General features: G+C 30.8%; 30 protein-coding genes. All 30 read right to left on the bottom strand.

All coding sequences use genetic code 11. The features are described 5' to 3' along the window. Nucleotides 1–7 precede the first annotated feature (7 nt). On the bottom strand, nucleotides 8–1,966 hold the full coding sequence (locus CLCY_RS10210; RefSeq protein ID WP_048571022.1) for a phage tail tape measure protein: 1,959 nt from the start codon (nucleotides 1,964–1,966) through the stop codon (nucleotides 8–10). A gap of 3 nt (nucleotides 1,967–1,969) precedes the next feature. Next, a complete protein-coding gene (locus CLCY_RS10205) occupies nucleotides 1,970–2,275 on the bottom strand; it encodes a hypothetical protein (RefSeq protein ID WP_242844968.1) in 306 nt (101 codons plus the stop codon). A gap of 2 nt (nucleotides 2,276–2,277) precedes the next feature. Next, complete coding sequence (locus CLCY_RS10200; RefSeq protein ID WP_048571021.1) at nucleotides 2,278–2,565, bottom strand: hypothetical protein; 288 nt, start codon at nucleotides 2,563–2,565, stop codon at nucleotides 2,278–2,280. 10 nt (nucleotides 2,566–2,575) lie between these two features. After that, nucleotides 2,576–3,118, bottom strand: coding sequence for a hypothetical protein (locus CLCY_RS10195; RefSeq protein ID WP_242844967.1), 543 nt, complete (start codon nucleotides 3,116–3,118; stop codon nucleotides 2,576–2,578). After that, nucleotides 3,118–3,480, bottom strand: coding sequence for a hypothetical protein (locus tag CLCY_RS10190; protein ID WP_048571019.1), 363 nt, complete (start codon nucleotides 3,478–3,480; stop codon nucleotides 3,118–3,120). The genes CLCY_RS10195 and CLCY_RS10190 overlap by 1 nt, the downstream gene beginning before the upstream one ends. 2 nt (nucleotides 3,481–3,482) lie before the next feature. Next, entirely contained in the window at nucleotides 3,483–3,893 is a 411-nt protein-coding gene (locus CLCY_RS10185; RefSeq protein ID WP_048571018.1) for an HK97-gp10 family putative phage morphogenesis protein, read from the bottom strand. Beyond that, the gene (locus tag CLCY_RS10180; RefSeq protein ID WP_048571017.1) at nucleotides 3,886–4,200 is read right to left on the bottom strand and encodes a hypothetical protein; all 315 of its coding nucleotides are present in this window, start codon (nucleotides 4,198–4,200) and stop codon (nucleotides 3,886–3,888) included. Before CLCY_RS10180 ends, CLCY_RS10185 begins: the two co-directional genes overlap by 8 nt. Nucleotide 4,201: 1 nt before the next feature. Further along, nucleotides 4,202–4,522 carry a phage head-tail connector protein gene (locus tag CLCY_RS10175; RefSeq protein WP_048571016.1) on the bottom strand — a complete coding sequence of 107 codons (321 nt, stop codon included), beginning with the start codon at nucleotides 4,520–4,522 and terminating at the stop codon, nucleotides 4,202–4,204. A gap of 75 nt (nucleotides 4,523–4,597) precedes the next feature. Further along, nucleotides 4,598–4,822: a helix-turn-helix transcriptional regulator gene (locus CLCY_RS10170; RefSeq protein ID WP_048571015.1), complete on the bottom strand. Its 225-nt coding sequence runs from the start codon at nucleotides 4,820–4,822 to the stop codon at nucleotides 4,598–4,600. Beyond that, on the bottom strand, nucleotides 4,815–5,228 hold the full coding sequence (locus CLCY_RS10165; protein ID WP_048571014.1) for a hypothetical protein: 414 nt from the start codon (nucleotides 5,226–5,228) through the stop codon (nucleotides 4,815–4,817). Before CLCY_RS10165 ends, CLCY_RS10170 begins: the two co-directional genes overlap by 8 nt. A gap of 633 nt (nucleotides 5,229–5,861) precedes the next feature. After that, the gene (locus CLCY_RS10160) at nucleotides 5,862–6,041 is read right to left on the bottom strand and encodes a hypothetical protein (RefSeq protein WP_048571013.1); all 180 of its coding nucleotides are present in this window, start codon (nucleotides 6,039–6,041) and stop codon (nucleotides 5,862–5,864) included. 164 nt (nucleotides 6,042–6,205) lie between these two features. After that, nucleotides 6,206–6,403 (bottom strand): hypothetical protein, encoded by a 198-nt coding sequence (locus CLCY_RS10155; RefSeq protein WP_048571012.1) that lies wholly within the window; start codon nucleotides 6,401–6,403, stop codon nucleotides 6,206–6,208. Nucleotides 6,404–6,620: 217 nt separating this feature from the next. After that, nucleotides 6,621–7,025 (bottom strand): hypothetical protein, encoded by a 405-nt coding sequence (locus tag CLCY_RS10150; RefSeq protein ID WP_048571011.1) that lies wholly within the window; start codon nucleotides 7,023–7,025, stop codon nucleotides 6,621–6,623. A 62-nt stretch (nucleotides 7,026–7,087) separates the two neighbouring features. Further along, entirely contained in the window at nucleotides 7,088–7,975 is an 888-nt protein-coding gene (locus tag CLCY_RS10145) for a phage capsid protein (protein WP_048571010.1), read from the bottom strand. A 17-nt stretch (nucleotides 7,976–7,992) separates the two neighbouring features. After that, entirely contained in the window at nucleotides 7,993–8,601 is a 609-nt protein-coding gene (locus CLCY_RS10140) for a phage scaffolding protein (protein WP_048571009.1), read from the bottom strand. A gap of 128 nt (nucleotides 8,602–8,729) precedes the next feature. Continuing rightward, nucleotides 8,730–9,497 (bottom strand): minor capsid protein, encoded by a 768-nt coding sequence (locus CLCY_RS10135; RefSeq protein WP_048571008.1) that lies wholly within the window; start codon nucleotides 9,495–9,497, stop codon nucleotides 8,730–8,732. Further along, entirely contained in the window at nucleotides 9,490–10,953 is a 1,464-nt protein-coding gene (locus CLCY_RS10130; protein WP_053083309.1) for a phage portal protein, read from the bottom strand. Before CLCY_RS10130 ends, CLCY_RS10135 begins: the two co-directional genes overlap by 8 nt. A gap of 32 nt (nucleotides 10,954–10,985) precedes the next feature. Further along, complete coding sequence (locus CLCY_RS10125) at nucleotides 10,986–12,221, bottom strand: PBSX family phage terminase large subunit (protein WP_242844966.1); 1,236 nt, start codon at nucleotides 12,219–12,221, stop codon at nucleotides 10,986–10,988. Continuing rightward, a complete protein-coding gene (locus tag CLCY_RS10120; protein WP_048571006.1) occupies nucleotides 12,205–12,645 on the bottom strand; it encodes a terminase small subunit in 441 nt (146 codons plus the stop codon). Before CLCY_RS10120 ends, CLCY_RS10125 begins: the two co-directional genes overlap by 17 nt. Before the next feature lie 64 nt (nucleotides 12,646–12,709). After that, entirely contained in the window at nucleotides 12,710–13,402 is a 693-nt protein-coding gene (locus tag CLCY_RS10115) for a hypothetical protein (RefSeq protein WP_152668150.1), read from the bottom strand. A 226-nt stretch (nucleotides 13,403–13,628) separates the two neighbouring features. Beyond that, on the bottom strand, nucleotides 13,629–14,399 hold the full coding sequence (locus CLCY_RS10110) for a GIY-YIG nuclease family protein (RefSeq protein ID WP_048571004.1): 771 nt from the start codon (nucleotides 14,397–14,399) through the stop codon (nucleotides 13,629–13,631). Nucleotides 14,400–14,673: 274 nt separating this feature from the next. Then, nucleotides 14,674–15,183 carry a hypothetical protein gene (locus tag CLCY_RS10105; protein ID WP_048571003.1) on the bottom strand — a complete coding sequence of 170 codons (510 nt, stop codon included), beginning with the start codon at nucleotides 15,181–15,183 and terminating at the stop codon, nucleotides 14,674–14,676. An 86-nt stretch (nucleotides 15,184–15,269) separates the two neighbouring features. After that, complete coding sequence (locus tag CLCY_RS10100; protein ID WP_048571002.1) at nucleotides 15,270–15,461, bottom strand: hypothetical protein; 192 nt, start codon at nucleotides 15,459–15,461, stop codon at nucleotides 15,270–15,272. A gap of 228 nt (nucleotides 15,462–15,689) precedes the next feature. Next, entirely contained in the window at nucleotides 15,690–15,839 is a 150-nt protein-coding gene (locus CLCY_RS13800; RefSeq protein ID WP_161797123.1) for a hypothetical protein, read from the bottom strand. Between the two features lie 14 nt (nucleotides 15,840–15,853). Beyond that, a complete protein-coding gene (locus CLCY_RS10095; protein WP_048571001.1) occupies nucleotides 15,854–16,351 on the bottom strand; it encodes a Holliday junction resolvase RecU in 498 nt (165 codons plus the stop codon). A 20-nt stretch (nucleotides 16,352–16,371) separates the two neighbouring features. Then, complete coding sequence (locus CLCY_RS13375; protein WP_053083307.1) at nucleotides 16,372–17,145, bottom strand: hypothetical protein; 774 nt, start codon at nucleotides 17,143–17,145, stop codon at nucleotides 16,372–16,374. Nucleotides 17,146–17,155: 10 nt separating this feature from the next. Beyond that, on the bottom strand, nucleotides 17,156–18,073 hold the full coding sequence (locus CLCY_RS10085; RefSeq protein WP_048571000.1) for a recombinase RecT: 918 nt from the start codon (nucleotides 18,071–18,073) through the stop codon (nucleotides 17,156–17,158). Beyond that, on the bottom strand, nucleotides 18,073–19,023 hold the full coding sequence (locus CLCY_RS10080) for a YqaJ viral recombinase family nuclease (protein ID WP_048570999.1): 951 nt from the start codon (nucleotides 19,021–19,023) through the stop codon (nucleotides 18,073–18,075). The genes CLCY_RS10085 and CLCY_RS10080 overlap by 1 nt, the downstream gene beginning before the upstream one ends. Beyond that, nucleotides 19,023–19,223, bottom strand: a complete 201-nt coding sequence (locus CLCY_RS10075; RefSeq protein ID WP_048570998.1) for a hypothetical protein — start codon at nucleotides 19,221–19,223, stop codon at nucleotides 19,023–19,025. The genes CLCY_RS10080 and CLCY_RS10075 overlap by 1 nt, the downstream gene beginning before the upstream one ends. 76 nt (nucleotides 19,224–19,299) lie before the next feature. Beyond that, on the bottom strand, nucleotides 19,300–19,524 hold the full coding sequence (locus CLCY_RS10070; RefSeq protein ID WP_048570997.1) for a hypothetical protein: 225 nt from the start codon (nucleotides 19,522–19,524) through the stop codon (nucleotides 19,300–19,302). Between the last annotated feature and the right edge of the window lie 37 nt (nucleotides 19,525–19,561).

Genomic DNA, 19,561 nt, shown 5'->3' with positions numbered 1-19,561 from the left:
CCTCCTTCTATGCAAAATTTAATCCTACTAAACTTCTTCTAGTAGCTTTTGCTATTTCATAAGGGCTTTCTGTTTTTCCATAGAAATTATTGTATACTTCTATAGTAGAACCTCTACCAATTCCTTGTGAATACTCTCTATTTTCTGCTGCTGTTAAAACTCTTTCTCCTTTATGAAGCCTAGCTGTATAACCATCAAAGGGTACATAGGACAATCCATTATAATGTGAACCATTTACTTTGCTTGCAGCCATTTTATCTGATTCCTTATCCCAAAACTTAACCTTATCAACTAGCCAATTTACTTTGTCTGATACCCAGTTTTTAATGCTTGTCCATATTGATTTTATACCGTCCCATAGATGGTTAAATAAATCTTTCCCTGCACTATACATACTGCTACCTATACTTTTAATAGTCCCTATAGGATCTTTTATAGCTTTACTAAACCATTCTTTAATTTTACTCCATATAAAACTAAAACCTTCTTTGATTCTATTAAAAGTAGTCTTAGCCGCTGCATATAAACTAACTCCTATACTTAATAGCGTATCTACAATAAGATTTAGAAATATGGCGAAAAGTTTCTTTATACCTTCCCAAATTATAGAAGATACATTTTTAATACTTTCCCATGCACCTTTCCAATCTCCCTTAAAGATCTTAACAAATATATCAAAATACCCTTTTATCACATTAAATGCGGTAGAAAATACTACTTTAATAGCTTCCCAAATACCCGTAATAAATGTCTTGATACCCATAAAGTCAGTATTCCATATATACATTATTCTTTCTAATATCGTTTTTATTATAGTCATAATTGAACTCATAACAGATGATATAGTTTCCCTTATTCCACAAAAATCAGTCATAACCGCAGCCACTAATAGTCCAATGACACCAATAGCTATACCTATGGGATTAGAAAGTAATGCAATAGCACCACCGGCACTTGTTACAACAGTACTTACTGCGGTAAAGCCTGTAATAATTGCACCTATATTTGTAATGAGAGAACCTAAAATTGTAATTATAGGTCCTACTATTAGTAATATTCCACTTAAAGCAGTAACAATGGTTAATATTGTCCTAACCACCTCTGGATTCTTATCTGCCCATTCACTAAACCTTTCTACCATTTCTTTTAACTTTACTAAAAAAGGCTCTAGCACTGGTAATAAAGTTTCTCCAAGTTTTCCAAGTAGTTCTGAAATCTGCTGTTTTACAAGCTTTAATTGCATACCAAATCCACCTGCTTCTTGTGCAGCAAGTCCAGTAGCACTTGACCCTTGTCTTTGGATTTCATTGTAAACCGCCATCATTTTTTCATTCTCTGAAAGTTGGTTCCAAGTCTTGCCTAATGACTTAACATATTTACTATTCTCAAGCATATTGGCGGATATATTTATACTAAAGGCATCTAAGGCCTCATAGTTGCCCATTAACCCTGACTTAAATCTTCCCATAGCCTCATCAAAGGGCATATCGGTAACTGCTGCAAGGTCTGCTACTAGATTCATAGTTTCTCCTGATAGTTTTGAAGTTTCTTTAGCAGTAAACCCCATATTAGTATAGTATGTAGCCATAGTTGTAGCTGCATCTTTATATTGTTGCTCTGTTAAAGCTATTGTTTCTGCATTTGCCATATTGCTTTTTATTGTTTGTTGAACCGATTTATCAAGGTTTTTATAAAGAAACTCTGTTCCTGCAACCTGTGCATTCCATTCAGCTCCTTTTTTAACAAGTCCAGCAATGGCAGTAACTCCTGCTGCTCCCATTATAGTAAGCTTAGTTCCTACAGACTGTAGTCTTTCACCACTATTTTGTAGCCCCTGAAACTTTTTTTGCATTTCTTCTACCTTTGTATTTGCAATTGCTTTGGCCTTATCCATTTCTGATTTAAAGCTATTTAGTTTAACTTTTATTTCTGTTAACAAAGGTGCTAATGTTATTCCTCCTACCACATCCTACCCCCTCCTTTCATTAAATTTTCTTATAGCGTTTATATCAGCTTTGGTTTGTCTTAACCTATATAAAGTTTTAAGAAATTCTTGTCCATTTTCACTTTGCTTTAAGTTGAATACCCAAGCGTCTTTTTTAAAGAGTAAGTATTCTACATAAGTTAAGGACTCAATCTCCTTAAAATTGAGTCCTGTGTAATCACTAATAGCCTTTAATTCACCTGTACTACAAAATATGTTATTTTCCCATTCCTCTGATGGAAAGTACTTTTCTAAAATAGCCTCTCCAGCTATTCCTTTAGGAATGGGCAATACTAGTTTGGGTTGTTATCTGCTTCTTTGATGTTGTTTGTAATAGCTTCAAGTATTGCCATGAGTGCAGGCTGATTTAATTCCTCTATATCAGATTTTTCTAGCTTTATATTAGAAGAATTGTTATTCAATATTTCTGTTATAACCTCTATTTGTTTATCTATATCTGCATCTTTTTCTATTGCAGCGAACTTCTTTATCATCTTTAATGTAGGTTGTTGAACCCTAATAAGCTTACCTTTTAAGGTAAAGTCAATTGTTTTTTCCATTAGAACATCTAAGTTTATCATGTTTTACCTCCTAAATTACTGGTGTTACTTCTTCTTCGATTTCTGCTAAAAAGTTCTTAATATATTGAATTGCTGTTAATTCTGCATCAACAACAGTTTCCTTTTCACCTGAAAAATCCATTGTAAATCCATTACCTGCTGTTGCAATCATAGTAAGTCTTATTTTCTTACCATCATCTTTAGTATGAACAAATCTAACAAGAATGTTTTTAAGTGATCCTCCACCTTTGAATGTTAGCTTTTTTAAATTCTTAGTTGAGTCTGTAGTTAACTCTGCTGTACTAAGAAGTTTTATCTTTTCTAAATCCCAAGTTAGTATTCCACTCTTAAATGTACATTCTTCCTTTGTAATAACTGACTTTACAGCATTACCGTAACTATTTATTACATCATACTTTTCAGGCTTATATTCAAAACTAGCACCACCTGATGTATGCCCAACATTGTTTACATCTGTTTCTATAGTTGCATGATCAGGTATTGTATCTCCACTAAATTCCTGTAAATAAAGCTCACCAGCTCCCATTACAATTTCATTTACATCCTTAGCCACTATATGCACCTCCATCTAATTATGAAGTACAGCGTATCCTCATACATCTGTAAATCATCTCTAAATAAAATACCTCCACCACTTAGGCTACTTCTAAAATAAGTAGATCCATAAGTAATAGAGGCTTCATCTTCTTCTATATCTAAAATATCTATTATTTGCTTTTCTATAATCTTAACTTCATCATAATCAAGTCCAATTATCTTAAATTCTAGTTGAGTTTCCTTTATATGTCCTCCACTTAATGGTTTAAAAGAAAATACCCCTGTTGTCTTATCAGCTTCAACTGTGAACAAAGGATATAGATTGTCTTTTAAACTAGGTACACAGGATTCTATATACTCAATAATATCTATTTCCACAGCTATTTACCTCCTAATAACTTTAAGATCTTATCCCTATTCTTATCTCTAGCTTTTTCTAAGAAAGGATTGGGCTTTTGCCCTACAGTAAAATGATATCCTTTATATTTACCTGACTTAACAACATAACCCCAAGGTGTTTTTCTACCTGTTCCATCTTTAGCATATATACCTGTTCCATTATGAACATATGGTGCATAACTAGAATTGTTAGTTATAAACCCTATTAGTTCATTGCTTTCTATCTTCACGTTTGAAAACATTGAAGCTCTCAAATAACCCATATCTACAGGACAGTTTTTCTTTGCATCTGCTTCAACAAGAAGGCATGCTTTTCTTAAATTTTTACTAACCTCTTGAATTATTTTAAAAGTTGCATTGTCTATGCTTTGATTAAATTCTTTATTAGACATCTGTATCTACCACCTTCAAAAGTAATGTAGTTAACCTTCCTCTTGTTTTACATGAAAGTATGGTATATATTACTTCTCCTTTTCTTATCCTATTTCTACCCTCTTTAATCTCCTTATAATTAGTAAGTCCTGTATGGGTACTACTATTGAACCTAACGCTTTGAGTATTGATCCTATCATCATTTTCATATATAGCAACGTCAATAGATTTAATCTCTATCCAAACCTCTTTTAAAAATTTACTAGGTGTTCTATACGTTACCTTTTCTTCAAGTATATAAGGCTGCATATCTCTTATAATAGCCATATCAATAACCTCTAGGAAGCTTCCTATATCTATTAAGTCTTCTTTTAATGTCCTTTGGAATATCATCTAAATAACTCTGGCTTATTCCACCATAACTTTCACTTTGTAATCCCTCAGAGCCCTGTTTATTATACTTAATAACTACTAAGTCTTTTACTATACTTTCACATCCTAAAGGCATTAAATCTCCTTCTGAAAAGTTTATATACTCTTTGACTTCCTCAACAGTATCTTTAATTAGATCATTAATTAAGGATTCATTTATGTTATTTATTCTTAATCTTAAAGATTCTAAAATTCTTTGTTCTATGTTAATCACCACCTAAAAAATAAAAAACCAACAATATACTTGCTGGTTTTTGAATATATTATTAAAAACGTATTAAAATATGGTCGTTTACTTAGATTCTAAATTATCCTCTTCATAAAATTCAAATAATTTTTCAATCGTAACTCCAAATACTTTGGCAATATCATATGCAAGTTTTAGAGATGGATTATATAGTCCCTTTTCTAATCGTGATATAGTTTCACGTCGAACACCTACTAGCTCTGCCAATTCATCCTGTTGCATATTTTTTTCTTTTCGATATACAGATATATATGTTCTTAATTTACTCATAATCATCCACCAACTGCTTTTTTTCATAGTGTTCAAAAAATATATATTCAAATATCTGAAATAAACCCAATCCAATAAATGCTACTCCAGAATTAACTGTTAAAGAAAAGCTTCTTCCAAACACAAGATAAATTACCATGAGAACAAAAATTGTATCATATATCAAAGATTTTGCTTTTAATTTATTTAAAGTAGCCAACTCATCTTCTGGTTCAACTTTTTCCTTTCTTCTAAAAAAACTTATTGCTATTACTATTATAAACATAATCCAACATACAATATTTATAATAGTTTCTATTGTTGAATTTGTAGTTTGATTCATTATAATCTTTGCTATCCCAGTAATTATAAACAAAATACCCCATAATACCTTGGTCAATAAATATCTACTTTTCAAACTTATCATTGTAAATCCTCCTTGTGATATATTTATAACTTATGTGATAAATATATCACTTATATGCAAACTAGTCAAGGTATTTGTGATAAATACATCACTTTTTATTTGCCTATGAGCATTCATAACCTTTAATTTTATTACACAATTCTAAGAGAAATAAAAAAGGAGCATTTCTATTCCTAGTATTTCAAAATATAAAAATGTACCGCTATAACATCCTTATTTTATGACATAAAAAATACCCTAAAATTCAAACCTGAATAATACGGTATTTTTACAAAGCATTCACTTTATCTTTAAGTCGTAAAATAAACATATTGCGTAGTACTTAGTTATTATCTTTTTTTAAAAATGTAACATCAAAAAAAGAGATGCCAAAAGCTAAAGCCAACGCTCTAGAAAGTTCTTCAAATAAATTTATTTTTGACGGTCTTAGTACATAGTCACAAATATAATTTAAAAAGCTAAACAAAATAAATAAAATTATTAGCTTTAACTGTCTATATCTTTATAAACAATAAAAAGTGAAATTATAGCTACAATTATAAATATTCCATAAAGAATTCTTGTAAAGAATAATTGCTTGTTTTGTTTTATTTCAATACCTCTTTCATTTAAAGTACCAGCCTTATATAGATTTTATTTTAAAAGTCTTGATACCAATACAATTAAAAGTCCTATAATAATACCAACATCCTTTGAAATATTTCTATCACTTTTACTCTTTTTAATTATAGTTACTATTTTCCCTACTATAACTAAAGTAAGTGCTGTACTAATAATTAATTTACTCCAAAATGAACTGAAGGTAATTTCCATAGCTAAAACTATGAATATAGAGATGAAAATCAATAATCCAGAAATTGTATATAAGATGAAGCTAAATCTGTTAGTTTTAATATTAAGTCCCCCTTTATAGTAGTTAGTAGTTACCTATGAGTTTCTGTTAATACGTAATCTACAACTGTTATGTTATAACATCCTTATTTTACGAACACCCTTATTATTTGTTCTTTATAATCCAATTGAACAAATTCTACAATTTTGCTCATAAACATATTTCCAACTTTTATATGGTCGCCTTTTCTCGGTACAACAGATATTCCGCTATGAAATTCTTGCTGACCCAAAACTTCATAATTACCATATCCTGCACCTTGTACTATCATAGTTATAAACATATTTAGAATATTTCCCCTTTCACAATATAAAACTACTACGATATGAATCTTTGAATATAGCATACCACCTTTCCAAAACATGTCCAAATAAATTCATAAATTTTAAGAACATATTATAAAAAGTTCTGCTATTAAATGAAACAATATCTATATTAGGCTATTCTCATACTAAAACATACCTAGCAATTTAATTATCTAAAATGCTAGGCATACTTTTTTATATCCTTTTTCTCATTAAGTTATATATGTATACTATTACTGCAAGGCTTATACTTATTAAGGTTACATAGAATCCATAATGTGTATTTTCAATACTAATTCTTAAATTCATACTTCCTGTAATTGTTTCTACATGCCATGTGAGGAATTCATATATGCATGATATTATTATTAAAATCATACATAGAAAGTTTAACATTTCTATGTCTACTGAACCCTTTTTCATAAATATCATGGCACTTGATACTAATGATCCTACATATCCAATTATCATACAAATATTCATCCATGACCATCCATTACTGTAATCTTCCGTTCTACTAAAGAAAAACCACGGTAAAAATAGTCCTACAATACTTATTATTAAAAGTATTGTAATTGCTATTCTTGAGGGTAGCCTCATAATTTTATCTATCAACTCCTTTAATAATAATTACCAATATTATACTATAGCACTTACATTAATTAAACTCCTGTTACTTCTTTAGTGTTTACTGGGTTTGATGTTGTATTAGTTATTTCAACCTTAGTTGCTGGAATATCATCAATAGTCCCTACAGTATAGTGTAAAACAGCTATAGCTTCTTCTCTTAGAACCTTAGACCCATACATACAAAGTCCTCTTATCCCATCTGCAAAAGCTGATTGTAATCTCATAGCTTCTACCTCATCTATTTGCTTTGCAGCTCCTATAGCTGACTTATGATGAGCAACGATTTTATTTACTGGTAGTTCCTGAGATTGAACAACTTGCATTCCATTTATTCTTTGACCTTCTACTACACCATTTTCGAGCACATTTGGATTAGATGTAAATCTAGGGTCCTTTGATAGGAGTCCTAATACATCAGCTGATACAGTTACAAACCTATCTTTTGAAGGAACTTTGTTATTCGCAAGCACTGTTCCAAGGTCTACAATGTAATCATACGCATTTCTTGGTGTCAGTTGCTTTTTATTTGAGGTTGAACCTATTGAATTACCCGCTTTAACTCCTGCTATTAATGTTGTAAAGAAATCTGTATCATAGGTCTCCGCTAAAACTGCTGCATGTTCTGCAGTAGTAACTGCCATTACATCTGCTTTAAGTTGTACCTTATCACAATCATCAAGTGAAAAAGCAAAGTACTTCTTCTTATCAAATGTCATTTCTATTGGTGTTGTAGCTATACTGTCCCATGATATAGTTCCTGTATAATCTTTTACTTGCCCTGCTCCAACTCTATTAAATGTTACCGTTTTTCCCTTTATATCACTTGGTTTAGTTGAAAGAGCATCTGCTTTTGATACTGAATGAAAGTTTGCAATTAATGCTCCTTCCCATAATGTTGGTTTAAAATTATCCACTGCCACTTATATTACCTTCTTTCCTATTTATTTAATTTACTAAATTGTTCTGCCACTTCCTCAGCTGTCATATTATCAGCATTGTTTAATAATGCTTCATATGTGTTATTACTAAATCCACTTGTATCTGGATTAGCTGGCTTTTTACCGCCTAAAGATACCTGGAATAAATCCTTATATGTTTCTTTCATACCTTTAAACTGCTCCTCTAAGCCTTCTATTGAACCATCTTCTTTTATAACTAACTTATCTCTATCAAACTTACCTAAAAGTAAATCTGAATGTTTAGCATTGTTTTTCAGAAGTAAATTATTAATAGCACTATCTAAAGTTATATTTCTTATTTTAGCTTCGCTATCTTTTTTAAGTGTTTCAATAGTAGCTTCATGATCTTTTATTGTCTTTTGTAAAGCTTCATTATCAGCATTATTCTTTTTAAGTTCTTTAATAGTTGAATTCGCTGTATCTAATTGACCTTGTATGTCTTCCTTTTGTCCTTTCAGCTTTTGGTATCTTTCATCTGCATTTTCTAGAGATGTAGTATAAATTTTGTTATACTTCATATCTCTCAAAACACCTGTAATCTGCTCATCTGAAAGACCTTGAGCCTTTAATAGTTCTTCAAATTTCATGCTTCTATCCTCCTATATTTACGATTTTTACGAGTTCTCTTCTCAAATATAGTTACTATAGTTGTTCTTTTACGTCTGCTCCTATAGAAAAAAGACAAAACTAAAAGCACCTACTTCTAAGTAAGTGCTTAGTCTACAATTGGTATATATGTACACCTGCAATTTGAATGTAAAGGTAGAATAGGAGACTTATCTACAAAATATATTTTTCCATGTTTCTTACCACACACTTTGCAAGTTCTTTCATCCTTAGCAGCCCATACCTGCACCTTTTCTATTCCTGCGTCTTCATATGCTCTATGGCTACTTTGATTTAAATAATGCATTGCCTCTGTTCTAACTAGCCTATGGGTAACATTAAATCCTTGCTGCATTAAATTACCTAACCCTATACTTATTTCAGCTATTGTTTTACCTTGTATAAGTCCTTGAGTTAAAAACTCATTTAAGTTACTGGCCAGTATAGATGTGTTTTTCCAAAGCCTTTTACTAAAGAAACTACCTTGCCAAGGCTTTTCTAGTAACTCTTCCATTAAAGCTTGATTTACTTCTGCAAAATCTCCAAGATCAAGTGATTTCATTATATTCTTGTAGTTATCAGAAAATGCTTTGAACATAGCCTCCTTTGTTAAGCTCTCTACATTATCTACTAATTCTTCTATAATGTCCTCAAACTTTTTCTTAAGTAGTGATAATCTATTATGTTTATGCATATCTGTAAGATTAGGTTTTCCTCCATTTATTTTCTCAGCAACCCTATATAACTCCTCTGATAAGTGATAGTACGCTTCCTGATACATTTCAAGAATAGCTTTATTTTTTTCTTCTAAGCTGTTGTATATACTCCAAGTATTATTAGCAATTCTACTTTCCCAGTACTTACTATTTTTACTCATCAACCTCACCAACTTCTGCTAATGGCACCTTATCCTTAAATGGTAGACTCTCTTGTTTTTGACTTTCAAGCTCTTTCTTTTCTAACTCTATGTCTTTAACCCAAGGGTGATTAGCGAGAATAGTTTTATCTGAAATAACTCCTTTAGACTTTTGACAATTATCTATTGTCTCACTTTCATTTATCTCAATATCCCTATTAAAAATAATATCTACATCAATGTTCTCATATGTACCTTCGCCTATTTCACTTAGATAAATATTTATAAAATACAATAACATTTCAAATCCCATTTTAAACTGTGTTTCAAGTGCATTACATTTAAGGTCCAATCCACTATACATAAACTTTAATGCTACTCCTGAAGGTGCTGATCCAAATTTATCTAAGTCCTTATTAACACTTTGTCCATCTTCAATAATATCTCTTTTAAGTTGTTCATAGTGTTCTTTAAGTGCTGTAATGTCCATAGTTGGAGTTAATGTATCTACACCACCCTCTTGAGGATCATCTACTAATACAGCCCTATATTCATTAAGCTTTCTCATAAAATCATCTATATCTTCTCCACCATATCCTTTTAAGACAAATATAAGATTCTTAACTTCTTCAACATAGTTTGCAGCTTCACTTCTAGATAAATCATAGCTATCAAGTAAGGTCTTCACAAACTTTATATCTGGCATCTCAATGTGATTGTTTTTGAAAGGAATAAAGGGTACTTTTCCCCAAGCATACCACTCATTATCCTTATTAAAATGTGATACTTTTGTATTCTCATAGTTATTATTGTTGTAGTCATAAACAAGGTAATTATTATCAAGGATATAATATGTAACATCTTCAGGTGTCCAGTATTCAACGTGTATAATTATTTTGGCTTTGCTATATTCCCATACTTCTTCGTCATATACCCTTATTAAAGCTTTTAACTCTGTATGTGTCTTATCTTCCCATATAGGGATGCATTGCTCACTAGGTATTACTATAGTCTTAAATTTGTTATCCTCTAAATAAAAATGAAGCCATGCTATTCCTTTATTGCTGGCTTCATAACCTAATTCACTAAGGTTATAGTGAAAATGTTTACCTAATATGCTCTTGATCTTGTTAATATAATCAGTATTATTACATTTTAGGGAATAGTCCCTTGCTAATAAATAGTTAATCTTTTCATCTACCAAATTCTTATACTTTGCATGTGCTATCCTATTATTTGCCTTGTATGTTTCTTCAACTCTTTTACCATTTACAACTTTAAATAGCCTCCTGCTTTTTATGTCATTTTCAACTTTATAGTATCTATCACCTTTTAGCATAAGATCAACCTTTTGTGAGCTTCTATGAGCATTAATAGTACTTATAAGGTATTCATTATTAATTTTATTTTCCTTCATTGCAATAACACCAGCCCTAACCCCTCTCCTTAATTTATTCCATATATCTTTTAACCCCACTGTATCACCTCTTTTAGGCATAAAAATAAGACCTAGAATGTTCTAAGTCCTTTCTTATCAATATCTTCAGTTGCATATCTTAATGCATCCATTAAGTGATTGTATTCATCAATAGGCTTATTACTAACTTGTCCTTCCTTAGTACTCCAAACATAGTTACTTAGCTCTATTAATGTATTTTCACACCTAGGATGTACATATATTTTATAGTTTTGTATCCTTTGAATTCCAAATAAGATACTATCCTTACCTTTTCTTGCAGCCTTAATCCTTCTTATACCAAAGTGCCTTATTTCATCTATTGATTTAGGTTCTGCACAGTCAGCTTTAATTCTTTCTTTACCATAACCTTTATACTTGATCATATCAGCTATATCCTTATTAGTCATAGCCTTTTGGTAAAACTCATCAAAAATATAGATTTCACTATTTTTCTTATCAACTAATGCTGCTATAAAAGCTGTAGGATCATTGGTATAGCCAAAGTCTAGTCCAAAAACTGATACTGTATCTGGTCTTTTACTTATATCAGATACATCAAAATCCATAGACTCAAAGTTATTAAATACAAGCCCCTCAGCTATTCCCCATTCCCCAAGGCCCTCTATCTTAAATCTTCTTGGATTCTTTACTTTCATTTCATTAAATATAGCTATATCATCTTCTCCAAGAAACTCATTACACATATAATTAGTAGTAAGTGCTAATACATTATTACTTTTACAATCAAAGAACCTCATTTTAAGCCAATGTTTTTCACTCCAAGGATTAAATGTAAGTGTTAATTGCTTAAAATATCCCTGTGGAAGCTCTCCTCTTATTGACATATCTATCTTGTTAAAGTCATCTTCATTCATAACTTGGAAAGCTTCTTCAAACCAACACCAACAAAGATGTCCAACTTCAACAGTTATAGAGGTTATGCTCATAGGATCATCAAGACCTCTAAATAATATCTTTTGTCCTGTAGGTATATATGTAGCTTCTAAAGGAGACTTACTAAAATGCCATAAATGGCTTACACATAAGTTATTACAAGCCCATTTTAGCTGGGTATATGTGCTATCTTTGTGAGTATTAAATACTCTTCTAATAACTAAAGTGTTTGCCAATGGATATTTCATCATGTTGTAAATTATCCATTGAGCTGTGGTAGTAGACTTCTTACTCCCTCTCCCACCTTTAACTACCCTATATCTACCTTTATAGTTCCAAAAGGTCCTATAACCTTTCCCTATCTTTTCAGATATATTAATCTTCAAGCTCATCTTCACCTTCAAATATAACTGTTTGATTAACATCTGCTTCAACTTTATCTACGAATAGTCTATATCTTTTTCCTAAAAGCTCAGCAGCTTTATTTCTATCTTTGGCTCCTACTTGCTTTTTTACTATTCTAGCTTCACTCATAGAGTCTCCAATGTTCTCTATAACAACTACTTCCTCAGTTTCTTCTCCTCTCATAACCTTAGTTAGATACTTAAGGACTTCCTCTTGCCTTGCTATAGCCTTTTCATCTAGCTCTCTCATTCTTTGGTCTATGTAACTTTTTATATTAGGTTTTATTAAGTTTTCAGCTCCTATTACTGTAGCTGTTTTTTTACTATATCCTGCTTTAACAGCAGCTTCAGTGGCATTGCCTAACTCAATATAATAGTCAGCAAATGCCTTCTGTTTTGGTGTTAATTTCACAATGCCACCTCCTCTATAAAAAGAAAAAGAACTCTTACATAGAGTTCCAAGATAAATTATTAAGTTATTCCTTTAAAAAATTTTTAAGCTTCTCATCTAGTGAAGTCATTTTTATGTATTCTTTTTCAGTAAGCTGATTAATATCCTTATTCCTACTTAATATATAGAATAAAGAATATAAATCTATAACTTCTTCTACAATGTTTAATTCATAGTATTTAATTAATTCATACTTTATTTTATTATAATCGTAAAATTTTAACTCCTCATTAAAGTTATATCCATATTGTGTACCATAACCTTTATCTAAGTACTGAAAAAAATGAGTATTATATATTAAAATTGCATTATGTTGAACTTCTTCTTTTATAAGCTTAGCTATAGTGTTTGTTAAAACCTTTTTATTTTTTTCTTCTATCTTTTCTTGGTTTTCTTTTTCAACTTGAAATTGTCTTTCCATATTTTCTGTTGCTTTATTTCCTCCATATACAGCACCAAAATAAACAGCTATGAATCCTATGATAGCTGTGATGAGTGCTGAAAATGATGTAGAAAACAAATTATAGATGACCTCTTTCTCATTAGGAAAATATTTAGGAACAATCCATATCATAAACTTGCCAAATGATATAACTAAAAAAATAAAGTAAGTAAACATAAATAAAACTACAGCTATTTTAGTAATATCCTTATATACACTTTTTATTGTAAATAAAATAATATCTATAGTTAACATTAATATTAATGTTAAACTCATGAAAACACCTACATAATAATTTATAAAATTCTGTACTAATAAACTTATAAAAAATAATAATGATAATATAATAGTAATTTTCTTAAAATTTATTTTATCGAGCAATTTTTTAATTTTATTTTTCATTTTACATAGCTCCTTTAAAATATTAAACAAAATATATTCTAAATTACTTTTTAACCTTCTACATAAATTCAATCTTATTTTAAATATTAATATTACTTATTTACAATACTAACTTCTTCTCAAAATAATTAACATTAATCATTTCACCATATGTATTTAAAATATCAGCTTTACTATAAAACTTAAACGCTTTATCGAAACTTATTCCAGTATTTAAAACCATCATCCTAACTGCATGTAAATCATTTTCATATCTCTCATATGTAGGATTTTGTGATAACTCTCTTAGTGTACACCTAGAAACAATCGGATTTAATCCAAAATCGTTAAAAGCCTTGATAATACTATAATTTCCTATAGTAGCTACACTCTGCCCATCTAAAGATCCTCCTATAATATTCCATTTAGGATAACTACCATTTACTTTTCTATATGACTCTATCAGAATACCTTCCACTTCTTTTATATGTTGTTGTCCCAACTGTCCAACATAGTCCTCTCTTGAAAAATTTTCACCTAATATCTTTCTATAACTTCTTTCATTTCTGTGTACAATTGGTTGTGATAACACTGATTGTACAAATATTGAATAGCCTAACTTTTCTTTATTACTAAAATACTTTTCAATTTGTTTCAACTTACAAGAATTGTCATCTACTTTTATAATACCATTATGTTGTTTAAATCTCTCGCATAAATCTACAGCCAACCCAATATACAGTACTTCCTTTGTATAATAATCCCAAAAACAATATACTCCTGCTGATGCCCACCCATAATAATCATTTGGAGAACACAAGTCTTCTAAAGCATATGCTATTTCATTTGCTTCATCTTTTTTATATGCATCAATAATTACAGTCCCAAACATAAAATCCCCTCCATTACCAAATACAATTTTATGTAAAATAATCACAAGAGTTATTTCTATATTTTAGGACAATTTTCCTCCTTTTCCACGAAAATTATGAAAATAATAACATTTTTTCTGCGTATAAAAGCACCTATGAAACTAATCATAGATGCTTTAACTCGTAACCCCTGTTGTATCCCTTACAAGGATCTTCATAGTATTATAATAACACTTTTAATATACTGCTATCTCCCAAATTTATACCAAAACTGTACCATTTTTGTACCTCAAATTAACACCATTGAGCTATATCTGATATAAGCTCTTCTCGCTTTCTATAAGCTGTTGTTCTTCCCATATTCAACATATCTGCTATTTCAGGAATACTTCTTTTATCCCCATACTTAAGTTCTATAAATCTTTTATTCTCTTCACTTAGCATTTCTATATTATTTTTCAGAGTTAGTATGGATCTTTCTATCTCCCTTATCTTTTCATGTTTCTTAATTAACTTTCTTCTAACATATCTCCATTCATTTTCAAGCCTTGTGATAGCTGCTATTAGCTCCCTATCCATGTAACTATCACCATTATGTGATGTTTGAACATTAATAGAGCTATAATCTATTCCTAAATACATTTCAGCTTCTATACTTATATTAGATCTCTTTATATCCTTCATTATCATATCAGCATGCTCTTGAAGACTTTCACATTCTCTCTTTAGACAGTTTATCATCTTTATTTTCTTATACATATCATAAAGTCTAGCTTCTACCTTTCTAAATAATTCATTATTCATAAGTTACACCCCCTATGGTATAATCAAAATGTAATAGATTCATTTTAGGGAGTATAACTATTAGGGTTATTCTCCTATTTTTATATCTAATACTTTAACCTAGCTTTCCTTTTATCCTCTAATAATTCCATCATCTGAGCCTTCGTAAATCTAGTTAATACAAAATCATTTTCATCTTTAACCTCATACTTAAAACCTGTACTTGTAAAAAGACAGCCTCTTTCACAAAAATAAAGTCTATTATATCTATCCGCATATACTTTTCCATCGATAAACATAAATTCTCCCCCATTTACACTAGTTCTTATTAATCATTCAGTAAGGCTTCTTTTGCTTTTATAATTAGTTCCTTAAAATTAAAACCTTTATGATAAAGCCCTTCTATATACTCCGAACATATTAATGCTATCTCTTTATTCATATAACACACCTTCCCAAAACAATGATTATCAATTGATAATAGCATGATGCATAAGTTCACTATTTGCTGAATCCTAGCTATACTATCAAACTCTAATTACTGGTTTTATTTCAACTTCTATAGGCCTAATATCCCCCTTTTTTATTTTCTTTAGCTTTTCAGCATCTACTATATTTCTAAACCCTCTTTCCTTAACTCCACCATCTTCTTTATAACTAACTACATATACCTTCATATAATCTTTCCTTTCTAAATTAAATAATCTAATACAGCTCCTCTACCACTAGTGACTTCCTTACAGTTATTAATAAAATACTCATATGGTATGCTACACATTCCTTTTATTCCTGGATTAGATTTATATAGTTTCCAGTATGGTTGTATTTGCTGGAACTCTATTTTAAATACTTTTCCATGTGCCTTAAAGTTTACTAATAGAAATGCTATTCCTCCATGTTTTTCCCATTCACTCATAAAATCTATTTGATGCTCTTTAATGTTCTTAAGAGGTAAGTTATTTTTATTGCTCGTTTCTTTAGCATCGAATGCTATAGCTTGTCCATTGCATGTACCAATGTAGTCAAGTGTACTCTTCTCCTCATAATAAGCTCCTATAATCTTTGATCCTGCCCTTTTAGGCTTCATTGGTGTAGCTATCTTTTGAACTATAGCAATACCTTTATTTTTATATACTTTATTAGAATGATTAATTATCTCTTCAAATATGTCACCTCTATGTACTCCCAATCTTCTAACCTCTCCTACGCTTAATTTATTCCTAACAGTTGTTTTCTGATCTCCTTCATATCATATGCATACTCATCTTTAGGTCTAGGTCCTAACTCTAGTTTAGAGATTTCTTTATCCTTATCTTCTTTAATCCATCTTTGAATAGTTGCATAATGACTTTTGTATCTTTTGCCTTCACTCTCCATGTAAAGACTTAATTTTTCTATATACTTATCTGTAATAGCTCTAGTGTGTGTGCTTATTAACTTTTCATATTCCTCTTCTTTTAATAAAACATTCTTAAATTCTCCTAAACACACTACATTATTCTCATTGTTATCATTATTTACATTATTATCATTATTGTTTGTTTCCGTTTGTGTTCTGCCCATGTACTGATTATGTTCCGCTTGTGTTCTGTTTATGTTCCGGGAACCTTCTGCACCTCTTGATATATCTATCTTAGAAGCGTTCCGATTTTGATACTGCTCATAGCTTACTATTGTAATTGTTGTTTTCTTTTTATCAGCTTCAAATATAATCATTCCATCACTTTGTAAAAGCTTCAAAAACTCTCTTGTTTTCCCTGCTCCCCACCCCCACCTTTCCATAAGCTTTCTTTGAGATGTTATAAAGCTACCTTTTTTTACTTCAATCAATTCATTACCTAAAAGAAATTTATTATCTTGATGATTGGCTAACAAGAGAAGGTCTATCCATGCTCTAGCTTTATCAAAAGGCTTCTCCTGCCATAACCAGTGGTCCTGTATACTTCTATATAAGCTTATCCAGCCTTTACCTTCTCCTGCCATTGCCTACCTCCTATTCTTCAAAAGGTGTCCCTTCAAAACTGACTTGCTCTTCTACAACTTCATTACCCTCTATCTCGTCATCAACTTCTTCAGAGTCCGATACTACAAACTCAGGCTCTATAAAACTATCTCCAAACCCTATGCTATCCTTTGGCGTTTTAATTGTCATTGTTGTATTATCTCTTTGAAATCCTTCTAATATTGTTTGATTTTCATGCTGTTCAATTGATATTGGCATATACTTAATAAGTTTTAGAATTACTGTTTTAAGTCCCATACTTACGTAATGATCTTTCCAAGGTCCGGTTATTTGCCCTTTGAATTTTGACTTTGTGAACTTATCTCTATGTTTGTCCATTTGTTGCTTACTCATTACAACAAACCCATTCCCCCCATCTTTTAGCTTATAACATGCATAAAAGTGGGTTATCTTATCTTCACTATCTTCTCCACATGGTATATGCACCAACCTCTCATCAAGTCCGTATGCATACTCAAATTTATCTCCTTCATAAACCTCATGGGCTGATATGGTACTTACTGCTCCAGTTCTTCTAACTAAATCAAGTGCTCCTTTGTAGCCAATCTGAAACTGAGCCTCCATTCTGCCAGTCTTATTATTTTTAAAAGGAACTATATATGCATGCCCTAATAAATTAGGTTCTAATCCTAAAGATGCACAGTTTACTATACTTCCTATGATTGTTTCAGGTGTACAGTTCATTAGCTGAGGATTTCTACTTACTGCATTAAGACCTATTCTGCAAAGCCTTTCAGGCGTTACATGTTTTGGCACTAAGCTTTGTATAGCTTTAAACTGTGTACTTAACTGTGAGGTTAGTACACCTTGAAAACTCTCAATAGGAGATACAGCCTTTTTCTCTTGTTGCTTTACCAATTTATTTTTTACACTTTCATTTGTAGCCATTACTTTGCCTCCTTAACTTTATTTATGAACAATCTTCTTGTACTGCCTTGTTTTAAATATTGCTTGTATAGATTTGGGCAATTCTCTTTAAATGATTTTGAATCAAATCTACTTGTTATACTATTGCTCCATGTCACCCTAAAATCTCCTGCTATAGCTTTAGAATGTTCTCCCATTGAACTCTTAATTTGGTTGTCTATTTCATTAATCTTCTCTTTTATATGTTCCTCTTGCTCTTTCAGCTCAATCCTTTTATTAATAAGTTTACTAATATCCTTATCTAATACTATTTCTTCATCACTTTTAGCTTCAGGATATAGCATACTAATAACCTTACTTGATGCCTCAGAGCCATCTATTTTAGGTGGCTCTCTCTTTTCCACATGATTAACCCAAAATTCCTTCTCCATTTCTATTAGGTACTCAATGATTTCATTATCTCTTTCTATTGTTTTATGTATAAATTTCTGTCCTCCAATCAAGCACGCTATGTATGCTGTTTTATATCCTGTAACTGCTAAATAATGTTGAACTTGCAATATGTATGCAGCAGGTACTTCCTCTCCATCCCATTCCTTTGCTAAAAATGAATTAGCAGTTTTACACTCTAAAATTGCTCTTTCTCCAACTACTACCCTATCTAGGTTAGCTAGCATCCAGGGGTAATCTTTATGTTGTAAAATAACATTTCTACTTCTTACTTTTTTGCCTGTCCTTTTGGTGAATTCTTTAGCAACTATTTCTTCAAGCCTGTTACCCCAATAAGCAGCTTCACTTTGTTCCTGCCCTTGAACTTCTCTCTCAACTTTCTCTAAATAAACCCCTATAGGCGATTTGTATTTATTTAGTCCACATATAGCACTTACATCTGAACCACCTATGCCATTTTTTCTAGCCTTTAACCATTCTATGTGTTCCATATTTAAAGTCCTAGCTAACACTAACGTCATTAGCACTCACCCCTTATTAAATAACGCTTTGAAGCAAATTCTATTAAACAATCCTCACAAACTGTAAATCCTTCTATTTCATAATGATCCTCATATATGTAAATTTCATTTCCACATTCATAACAAATAGCTTCTATTCTCGGATATTCCTTATCATCTTCTAGCCATTCATCATGAAGTCTATCTAAAATAGCTTCCATTAAAAATCTCTCCTTTGATTTTTATTCAAAACTCATATAAAATGAAAATAGTAATTAATTTAATTTATTTTTTTCTTTATACAGTCTTAGGACTGTCTTTTTTTATTTCTTCACATAACATTCTCTCAACTATTGAAACACTTTCGATAAGCTTAACCATTACATAATCAATCTTTGTTACCCTTGATAAAAAATCAATACTATGAAATTTAATATCCTGTGTAGTCATATCTGATGCTAGCTTGAAAGTTTCTTTATCAACCTTTCTTCCTATAGCATCCTCTAACATTTCTCTAAGCATGATTCTCCATTCCTTTCCTTAGTGGCTAACTATTCAT

Source organism: Clostridium cylindrosporum DSM 605, assembly GCF_001047375.1.
GTDB classification, from domain to species: domain Bacteria; phylum Bacillota; class Clostridia; order Clostridiales; family Caloramatoraceae; genus Clostridium_AB; species Clostridium_AB cylindrosporum.
This window is presented reverse-complemented; position numbering and strand designations above follow the sequence as displayed.

Bases quoted from the DNA above. Each gene is read 5' to 3' on its own strand.
- CLCY_RS10200 (WP_048571021.1), bottom strand. From the start codon at position 2,565: ATGATAAACTTAGATGTTCTAATGGAAAAAACAATTGACTTTACCTTA.
- CLCY_RS10185 (WP_048571018.1), bottom strand. From the start codon at position 3,893: ATGTCTAATAAAGAATTTAATCAAAGCATAGACAATGCAACTTTTAAA.
- CLCY_RS10180 (WP_048571017.1), bottom strand. From the start codon at position 4,200: ATGGCTATTATAAGAGATATGCAGCCTTATATACTTGAAGAAAAGGTA.
- CLCY_RS10170 (WP_048571015.1), bottom strand. From the start codon at position 4,822: ATGAGTAAATTAAGAACATATATATCTGTATATCGAAAAGAAAAAAAT.
- CLCY_RS10165 (WP_048571014.1), bottom strand. From the start codon at position 5,228: ATGATAAGTTTGAAAAGTAGATATTTATTGACCAAGGTATTATGGGGT.
- CLCY_RS10160 (WP_048571013.1), bottom strand. From the start codon at position 6,041: ATGGAAATTACCTTCAGTTCATTTTGGAGTAAATTAATTATTAGTACA.
- CLCY_RS10155 (WP_048571012.1), bottom strand. From the start codon at position 6,403: ATGTTTATAACTATGATAGTACAAGGTGCAGGATATGGTAATTATGAA.
- CLCY_RS10150 (WP_048571011.1), bottom strand. From the start codon at position 7,025: ATGAGGCTACCCTCAAGAATAGCAATTACAATACTTTTAATAATAAGT.
- CLCY_RS10140 (WP_048571009.1), bottom strand. From the start codon at position 8,601: ATGAAATTTGAAGAACTATTAAAGGCTCAAGGTCTTTCAGATGAGCAG.
- CLCY_RS10135 (WP_048571008.1), bottom strand. From the start codon at position 9,497: ATGAGTAAAAATAGTAAGTACTGGGAAAGTAGAATTGCTAATAATACT.
- CLCY_RS10125 (WP_242844966.1), bottom strand. From the start codon at position 12,221: ATGAGCTTGAAGATTAATATATCTGAAAAGATAGGGAAAGGTTATAGG.
- CLCY_RS10115 (WP_152668150.1), bottom strand. From the start codon at position 13,402: ATGAGTTTAACATTAATATTAATGTTAACTATAGATATTATTTTATTT.
- CLCY_RS10110 (WP_048571004.1), bottom strand. From the start codon at position 14,399: ATGTTTGGGACTGTAATTATTGATGCATATAAAAAAGATGAAGCAAAT.
- CLCY_RS10105 (WP_048571003.1), bottom strand. From the start codon at position 15,183: ATGAATAATGAATTATTTAGAAAGGTAGAAGCTAGACTTTATGATATG.
- CLCY_RS10100 (WP_048571002.1), bottom strand. From the start codon at position 15,461: ATGTTTATCGATGGAAAAGTATATGCGGATAGATATAATAGACTTTAT.
- CLCY_RS13800 (WP_161797123.1), bottom strand. From the start codon at position 15,839: ATGAAGGTATATGTAGTTAGTTATAAAGAAGATGGTGGAGTTAAGGAA.
- CLCY_RS13375 (WP_053083307.1), bottom strand. From the start codon at position 17,145: ATGGCAGGAGAAGGTAAAGGCTGGATAAGCTTATATAGAAGTATACAG.
- CLCY_RS10085 (WP_048571000.1), bottom strand. From the start codon at position 18,073: ATGGCTACAAATGAAAGTGTAAAAAATAAATTGGTAAAGCAACAAGAG.
- CLCY_RS10080 (WP_048570999.1), bottom strand. From the start codon at position 19,023: ATGACGTTAGTGTTAGCTAGGACTTTAAATATGGAACACATAGAATGG.
- CLCY_RS10075 (WP_048570998.1), bottom strand. From the start codon at position 19,223: ATGGAAGCTATTTTAGATAGACTTCATGATGAATGGCTAGAAGATGAT.
- CLCY_RS10070 (WP_048570997.1), bottom strand. From the start codon at position 19,524: ATGCTTAGAGAAATGTTAGAGGATGCTATAGGAAGAAAGGTTGATAAA.